Below are 7947 nucleotides of genomic sequence, written 5' to 3'. Positions count from 1 at the left end.
GGCTCTTCACACTTCCGGTGGGGGTGGCGGGGTGAGTCCGCCGCCGATGAGGAGCATGCGTAGCCGGTAGTTGTCTCGGTTGCGGAAGCCGCGGGCGATGCGGCGGTGGAGTTCGATGAGCCCGTTGATGCTCTCGGTGCCGCCGTTGCTGGCGCGGCCGGTGTCGAAGTAGGCCAGGAAGGCGTCCCTCCACTGCTTGAGGGTGCGGCCCAGCTTGGCGATCTCGGGGATGGGACACGTGGGGAAGCTGGCGACGACTTGTTCAGCGAGTTGGCGGCCTCGAGCGGGGTCGGGGTGGGCGTACGCGGCGCGAACACGTTGGGCGCACTGCCAGGCGATGTGGACGGCGTCGTGGCGCTCGTCGGCGGCGATGGCAGCGGCCAGGCGGGCCTGTTGCTTCTCGGTGAGCCGCTCGGCCGCGCAGCGCAGGATGTTCCGGATCCCGTACAGCGGGTCGCCGGCACGGCCACGGTGACCGTGGATCTCCTGCTGCACGCGGCGGCGAACCTCATCGACCGCCCGGCCGGCCAGGGCGACCACATGGAAAGCATCCAGGACAGCGGTGGCGTCGGCGAGTTTGTCGTCGATGGCGTTCTTGTAGCCGTGGAACGGGTCCAGGGTGGCGACCTCGACCCCAGCCTTGAACGCCGTGCCGCGTTGGTCGAGCCATGTCTTGTACACGGTCCCGGAGCGGCCGGGTACGAGGTCGAGCAGCCGGGCTCGGACGCGTCCGTCCTTGTCACGGGTCAGGTCGACCATGCCGGTGAGTTCCTTCGGGCCGCGCTTGCGGGGACTCACGTGGTGCCACAGGTGTTCGTCCACCCCGAGGGTGGTCACGCCGGCGAACCGGGCCTCGTCGTCGGCCAGCGTCGCCAGGATGGGTTGGATCGAGCCCCATACCGTCTTCCACGCCACCCCCAGCTGCCGCGCGAGTCCGTGGATGGAGGCGTGCTCGCGGCGGACCTGCTCGATCACCCACCGGCACGCCCGGGTGGTCAACAGCCCGCGCGGGCGGGCTATCTGCTCGTCCTGCTCGGTGAACACCCTGGTCGGGCACGCCGGCTCCAGGCACCGCCACGTGCGTTTGCGCCACCGCAGCCGGGTCGGCCGGGCGAAACACGGGATGTCCACCAGCGTGGTCGTGCGTCGGCCGCGACTCTCAGCGACCACCCCACACGTCGGGCAGCCCATCACCGTCGGCGCGGACTCCATCGTGACCACGAGCACGCCATGGCCGGTCTTGTCGACGTCGACCACGTGCAAGCCGTCCAGGCCGACCAGCAGGTCGCAATGGTCACAGTACGAAGGGGTCGTGGAAGCGCAGCAGCACCCCGTAGGCTCGGACACGTCGAGGCCTTCCGGTCAGGTTGAAGAGACGCTTCCGATCCTGAAGGCCTCGACCCCCAACCACCCTCACCCCGTGCTCTAGCGTGTCGCGCTCACCCCCACCTCAAGGTTGAAGAGCCCCTTTGCATGGCCGTATGGAGCCCTGAACGGCCTAACCGTTTCCGTCCCGTTGCCGGGTGAGATGGCCGATGCCAGGATCTCTGCTACTCACCGAATCCAGGCCGGGAGCCGGGTCGCACCGGAGCGACCAGCACCGGGCCGCGGCACGAAGGAGCACCGATGCGCACCACCCCCCTCCTGGCCACGACGCTCGCGGGTGCCCTGGCGCTCGGCGGCGCCGCCGCCACGGCCGGCACCGCTCACGCGGACCCGGCCCTGCCCACCCCCACCGAGCGCACCGTCACCGACGGCCGGACGACGTTCACCCAGGTGACCAACCCCGCCGGCGGCGCCGTCCTCAGCTATGTCCCGGGCGGCAGCGTGAAGCTGCTGCGGGTCACGACGGACGAGGCCGTCCTGGCGTTCAAGGACATGAACGCCAACGGCAGGCTGGACGTGTGGGAGGACTGGCGCCGCTCCACGAACGAGCGAGCCAAGGCCCTCGCCCAGGAGCTCACCATCCCGCAGGTCGCCGGGCTCATGCTCTTCAGCTCCCACGAGCGCAACGCCGCCGCCGGGCTGACCGACCCCCAGCGCAAGTACCTCGGCGTGGACCACCTGCGCAACGTCCTCAACGCCAGCTCCAACGACGTCAAGGCGACCGTCACCTGGGTCAACCAGGTGCAGGCCTACGCCGAGACCCGGGCCAGGAGCGGCCTGCCCTACGTTCCGGTCAACTTCTCCTCGGATCCCCGCTCCACGGCGGCCAACGACTCGGCATACAACGCGGCGGGCAGCGACATCTCCCGCTGGCCGTCCAACCTGGGCCTGGCGGCGACCTTCTCCCGCAAGACGATGCTGGACTTCGCGAGCACCTCTTCCGAGGAGTACCGCGCCATGGGCATCACGACCGCCCTCGGGCCGCAGATCGACCTCGCGACCGAGCCCCGCTGGCTGCGCGTCGACGGCACCTTCGGCGAGAACGCCGCGCTCGCGTCGACCATGGCCAAGGCCTACGTCGAGGGCTCGCAGAACACCTACGACCTCTACGGCCACCCGACAGGCTGGGGCGAGGACTCGATCAACACGATGATCAAGCACTGGCCGGGGGACGGGGCCGGCGAGGCGGGTCGTGAGTCGCACCTCAACGCCGGCAAGTATGCCGTCTACCCCGGCAACAACTGGGCCGAGCACCTCAAGCCCTTCCAGGCGGCGAGCGACGCGACGGCCGTGATGAGCAGCTACTCGATCGCCATCGCCAAGGACGGCTCGCCCCTGACGGGCAACCGGGTGGGCTCGGCCTACGACAAGGTCAAGATCGACCTGGCCCGCAACGCCGGCTACGACGGCGTCATCTGCACCGACTGGGGCGTCACCCGCGGCTACACCGACCCGAACTCGCCGTTCGGCATGGCCTGGGGCATGGAGAAGGCCTCGGTCAACGAGCGGCACTACGCCGTGCTGCGCGCGGGGCTGGACATGTTCGGCGGCAACAACGACACGGTCCCCGTCCTCGCTGCGCACGCCATGTGGCAGAAGGACTTCGAGGCCGGCAAGGTCCCGGTCAGCGCGGACGTGCGGTTCCGGCAGTCGGGGGAGCGGATCCTGCGGATGCTCTTCGCCCCCGGCCTGTTCGAGAACCCCTACCTCGACCTGTCGAGGTCGCAGGCCACGGTCGCGAGCAAGGACAAGCAGATGCGCGGCATCGCGGCCCAGCTCGACTCCGTCGTCATGCTCAAGAACGCCCGCCGCACGGTCAAGAAGTCGTCGCTGGCGTCCTTCAAGAACAAGACGGTCTACATCCCCAGCACCATCGCCCACGGCTTCCCGAGCGTGTTCTCGCAGGCCACGACCGACGTGGTCGGGCCGACCATGGACGTCGACACCGCCAAGCGCTACTTCAAGAAGGTCCTGACCGACACCCCGGTGCTGGACGCATCCGGCAAGGTCGTGGACTACCGGCTGCCCGACCTGTCGTCCGTGGACCTGGTCCTCGCCGGCCTGCGCGGCCCGGACAACGGCGACAACTTCACCGGCGCCGGCATGAACAAGGACGGCAGCTTCTACCCGCTGTCCCTGCAGTGGCGTCCCTACACCGCGGCGGGCCCGCACGTGCGCCGCACCTCCATCGCCGGTGACCTGCGCGAGGACGGCACGCAGGAGAACCGCTCGTACTACGGCGCCACGTCCAAGATCGGCAACGAGCGCGACCTCACCGCCGTGCTGCGGGCCGCGGACGCCGTCCGCACGGTCGAGCGGCGGACGGGCCGCCACATCCCGATCATCGCGAGCGTCAAGGCCAAGACGAGCTTCATCCCCGCGGAGTTCGAGCGCCGGGTCGACGCCATCCTCGTGGGCTACTCCGTCAGCGACCAGGCGCTGATCGAGACGGCGCTCGGCCAGCACGAGCCGCGGGGCCGCCTGCCCATGACCAGCCCCAAGGACATGGACGCGGTCGAGGCCCAGCTGGAGGACGTCGGCGAGGACATGACCCCCTACCGCGACTCGATGGGCAACACCTACTCCTTCGGCTTCGGCCTCGGGTGGAAGGGCGTGATCGACCGCCGTCGCTGAGCAGGCGCCGAGCAGGAGCCCACGCGCACGGGATCGTCAGCGGACCTCGACGATCCCGTGCGCGCCGCTCTCGGCGCGGCTCATCATGTGGTTGACGAAGGGGTAGTGCCCGGCCTCGGGGAAGGTCATCTCGACGAACCCGCCCTGCGCGGCGCCGAGGTCGAGGGCCTGGGACCCGCCGGGCGCGTCCGGCTCGCCCGGTGCGGCGCGCAGCAACCACGCGCCCTCCTTGAACGCCCGGTCGAACTGCGCGCCGACGACGTGGAAGGTCGTCGGCTCGTCCGGACCCACGTCGAGCACCCAGAACCGCACCCGCTCACCGACCTTCGCCGTGAGGGGGCGGGCGTCATACTGCCCGCTGGTGCCGTTGAAGACGACGGCGTCGGGCTGGTGGGCGGCGATCTTGGCGGCGTCCGCGGGCTCGCTGCCCGCCCCGAGGTAGAGCTCGGACTGGACGACGAGGTACTCCTTGTCGACCCTGGGCAGGCCGGGCGGGTCGATGATCACCGCGCCCGCCATGCCGGCGGCGATGTGCACCGACATGGGCATCGTGGAGCAGTGGTACATCCAGATGCCGGAGCGTGTCGCCGTGAACCGGTAGACGAGGCGCTCCCCGGGCTGGATCGTGCGCATCGGCCCGTCCGGGGCCAGGGCCCCGGCGTGGAAGTCGATGGAGTGGCCGATCGTGCCCTCGTTGACCAGGGTGATCTCGAACCGGTCGCCGACCTTGCCTCGTATGGCGGGGCCCGGCGCCTGGCCGTTGAAGGTCCACATGCGCCGGGTGACGCCGGGCCCGACCGGCAGGTCGACGTCCTGGGCGCGCAGGGTGATCCGGTGGAGCGTGGCTGCGGGCGCGGGCGGGAGGGTCGCGTCCCGGGCCGTGAAGTCGGCGGGGAAGGTGCCGTGGAGGTCGACCTCCGGGCTGGCCGCGCCACCGGCCGCGTGACCTCCATGGCCACCCCCGGCGAGCGCCCCGGCAACGCCGGGCGCGGCGGCCACGTCGTCGCCGCCGGTCGTGCGGACGTGAAAGACCATGCCCATCTGCCGGTGCCCGACGATGGAGCACCAGCCCTCGACGGACCGGCCCACGACGCCCACGTCCATCCTGGCGCTCTGCCCGCGCGCGAGGCGCCCGGACTGCTCGCCGGTCTCGAGGGTGAGGTCGTGCACGTCGGCGTCGGTGTTGGTGACGGTGATGACGAGCCGGTCGCCGGGGTTCACCGTCACGGTGTCGGGGGTGAAGCGCATCCCCTGGGCCGTGACGGTGGCGTCGACGGTCCGCCCGGTGGGGGTCACGCCACCCGCGGCGTCGCTGCGGAACACCGCGGCGGGGTCCATGGCGACACCGCCGGCCACGGCCAGCAGCACCGCCGCGAGCCCGGCGACGAGGCCACCGAGGGGGCGACCGCGCTCGCGCTCGTGGCTCGGCGTCGGCGCCCCGTCGGCGCGCCGCTCGGGGAGCGGCAGGGCGCGGGTGAGCTCGGGGTGGGTGCGCAGGCGGTGGGCCACGACGGCGGCCCGGACGAGCAGCGGGGGCGTGAAGCAGAGCGCCACGAGCACGAGCACCGAGGCGGTGACCCGCACCAGGCTCGGGACGGGCAGCAGGCAGACCAGCAGGCCGAGCGAGGTCACCGTCACCCGCCAGGCGCCGAAGCGCTGGGTCATGGAGGTGGTGTGCCGCACCGCGGCCGGGCCCCCGCCGAGCATGACCGGCAGGAGATAGGACAGGGCGCCGAACAGCACCTGCGCCACGAACCCGACGGCGAACGAGGACACCACCAGCCCGAGGTCGTCGTGCACCCGCGCCACCCGTGGCGTGCGGACCACGAGCCACACCAGCTGGCCGAGGGCGACGAGGAGCCACACCATCCCCGCGCCCACCGACCAGGTCGAGAACTGCCACGGCGGCTTGCGGACGGCCGTCCGCACCAGGGGGATCAGCAGGGTGACGGTGCCGGCGGCATACAGGACGAGTCCGGCCGCGACCACCCAGGTGAGCCCGAGGACCGACCCGGCCACGGTCACGACGATCGCGCCCAGCAGGATCGGCAGCACGGCCGCGAAGGTGCGCTCCGAGCCCTCCTCGAGGCGGGTGCGGAGCATGGTGGGCCAGAGGGTGACCAGGGTGCCGAGGATGGTCAGACCGACGAACCCCAGCAGGTTGAGGGCCAAATGCGCGAGGACCAGCCGGGACTGCCACTCGTCCGAGCGCCCCGCGGCCATGAACGCCCCGAGGGCCGCCCCGACCGGGAGGAGCAGGCACGCGGCGGTGTAGTAGGTGATCGTGCGGCGGAACCGGTTGGACAGGGAGCGACGGGCCCGGATGCCGAGTGCGACGCCGTGCCACGCGAGGACGCCACCCACGACGACGGTCGTCCGCAGCTGGCCGCCGACCACGCCCGCGCTCACCCCGACGACGCCCACGTTGAGCAGGACCTGGCGCACGACCTGGTGCTGGGTCTCGGTGGCGGACGCGGGGCGCCGCACGAGCGCACCCGTGAAGTGCCAGGTCCACGTGACGATGGCGTTGCTGACGGCACCGAGCAGCAGGAAGTGGACGAGCATCCACCGCGAGCCGGGCACGAAGCGGTGCACCACGGAGACGACGGCCGCCGCCACGAGCCAGGCCAGGACCGGCAGGAAGGACCGGACGTGCCAGCGGGCGCGGTCCGAGAAGCCCTGGGGGCCGGGGCCGTTCGTCGGGGTGCCCGGGGTCTCCGGGCGGCTGCCGCCGGGCGTGAGCAGGCTCATGACGAGATCCTCCGTGGAGCGGTGACGACCAGCGCGACCGCGCCGGCGAGAAAGAGCAGGACGGCGGCGACGTTGCCCACGCCCCCGCCGGCGCGTAGCGCCTGGTGACCGAGCAGGTCGCCGCCGACGACGCGGACGAGCAGGGTGAGGTGCAGCAGCCCGGCTCCGACGTAGAGCAGGGGGTTGTAGGGCAGGGGGCGCCGCAGGACGGCGGGGAGGATGACCGGGGCGTGGGCCATGATCATCGACATCGTGAAGCCAAGGAAGGCCGCGTGGACGACGGCGTCGTAGGCCGGGCCCTCGGTGATCGCGCCGTGGACGACCCACAGCGCGCCGGTCACCGCGAGCCAGGCGTAACCCGCCAGCAGGCACACCGCGACGTAGCGGGGGAGGCCGGAGCCGCGGACCGTGCGTCGGGCGACGTCGTGGCGGACGAGCCAGACGCCCAGCGCCAGGACGGTCACCCCGACGAGGCGGTGGCCGGGTCCGGGGGCGAGGAGCGCGGTGGCGGCGCTGACGGCATACAGCAGGGAGATGGTCACGAGCTGGGCCGGCACGCGGGGCTGCAGCATGGCGAGGCGGGCCAGCTCGAGGCGCTCGCCGGCGATGGTCAGGACGACGAAGCCGACGAGCCAGGTGAGGGACAGGGAGACGGGGGCTCCCGCGAGGAGCAGCATCGCGGCCCCGGCGGCGAGGACCGCCCCGAGCGCCTGGACGGCCACCGACGGGTCGTGGGACCGCGCGTGGAGGGGGACGTAGACCGCGCTCAGCGCGAGGGTGCCGGCGAGCAGCAGCGCCGTCCCGACGTCCCGAGGGACGGGGGTGAGCAGGGCGAGCGCCCCGAGGCCGAGCAGGACCGGAGCGGCGAGTCCCCAGGTGCGTCGCAGGGCCACCGCCCGCTCGAGGGCGATGACCGTACCGACGAACCCCAGGACCATGAGGTGACCGTGCACGGACGGCAGCCGCTCGGAGCCGACGGGAGCCGGGACCCGCAGGAGGATCAGGGCCGCGTCGAGGCCCGCGAGCAGCGCCAGCCCGGCGGGGAGCAGGAGCGGCAGCCGGGGGACGCGTAGCGCGGCTGCCTCCTGCGGATTTATCACAGGTCGAAGTGTAGTAAATCGATCGGGCCCGCCCGGACCGGGGGTCGGCGGTGGCGGCGACTGGGCTCACAGGGGA

General features: G+C 72.1%; 4 protein-coding genes. 1 reads left to right on the top strand and 3 read right to left on the bottom strand.

Going from position 1 to position 7947, the window contains the following annotated elements:
* Positions 1 to 6: 6 nt before the first annotated feature.
* Complete coding sequence (locus K313_RS0109805; RefSeq protein WP_420804905.1) at positions 7 to 1347, bottom strand: ISL3 family transposase; 1341 nt, start codon at positions 1345 to 1347, stop codon at positions 7 to 9.
* A 279-nt stretch (positions 1348 to 1626) separates the two neighbouring features.
* On the opposite strand from K313_RS0109805, the gene K313_RS0109800 reads away from it, so the two are divergent.
* Positions 1627 to 4020: a glycoside hydrolase family 3 N-terminal domain-containing protein gene (locus tag K313_RS0109800; RefSeq protein WP_029211465.1), complete on the top strand. Its 2394-nt coding sequence runs from the start codon at positions 1627 to 1629 to the stop codon at positions 4018 to 4020.
* A gap of 36 nt (positions 4021 to 4056) precedes the next feature.
* Here K313_RS0109800 and K313_RS0109795 read toward each other — a convergent pair whose 3' ends face one another.
* Together K313_RS0109795 and K313_RS0109790 are read right to left on the bottom strand one after the other, a co-directional pair.
* Complete coding sequence (locus K313_RS0109795; protein WP_029211464.1) at positions 4057 to 6771, bottom strand: multicopper oxidase domain-containing protein; 2715 nt, start codon at positions 6769 to 6771, stop codon at positions 4057 to 4059.
* Complete coding sequence (locus K313_RS0109790) at positions 6768 to 7871, bottom strand: hypothetical protein (protein WP_029211463.1); 1104 nt, start codon at positions 7869 to 7871, stop codon at positions 6768 to 6770. The genes K313_RS0109795 and K313_RS0109790 overlap by 4 nt, the downstream gene beginning before the upstream one ends.
* Positions 7872 to 7947 lie beyond the last annotated feature (76 nt).

This window comes from Arsenicicoccus bolidensis DSM 15745, from assembly GCF_000426385.1.
GTDB lineage: Bacteria > Actinomycetota > Actinomycetes > Actinomycetales > Dermatophilaceae > Arsenicicoccus > Arsenicicoccus bolidensis.
Note: the sequence above shows the minus strand (reverse complement) of the source record. Positions and strands in the feature narration are given on the sequence as shown.

Bases quoted from the DNA above. Each gene is read 5' to 3' on its own strand.
- K313_RS0109800 (WP_029211465.1), top strand. From the start codon at position 1,627: ATGCGCACCACCCCCCTCCTGGCCACGACGCTCGCGGGTGCCCTGGCG.
- K313_RS0109795 (WP_029211464.1), bottom strand. From the start codon at position 6,771: ATGAGCCTGCTCACGCCCGGCGGCAGCCGCCCGGAGACCCCGGGCACC.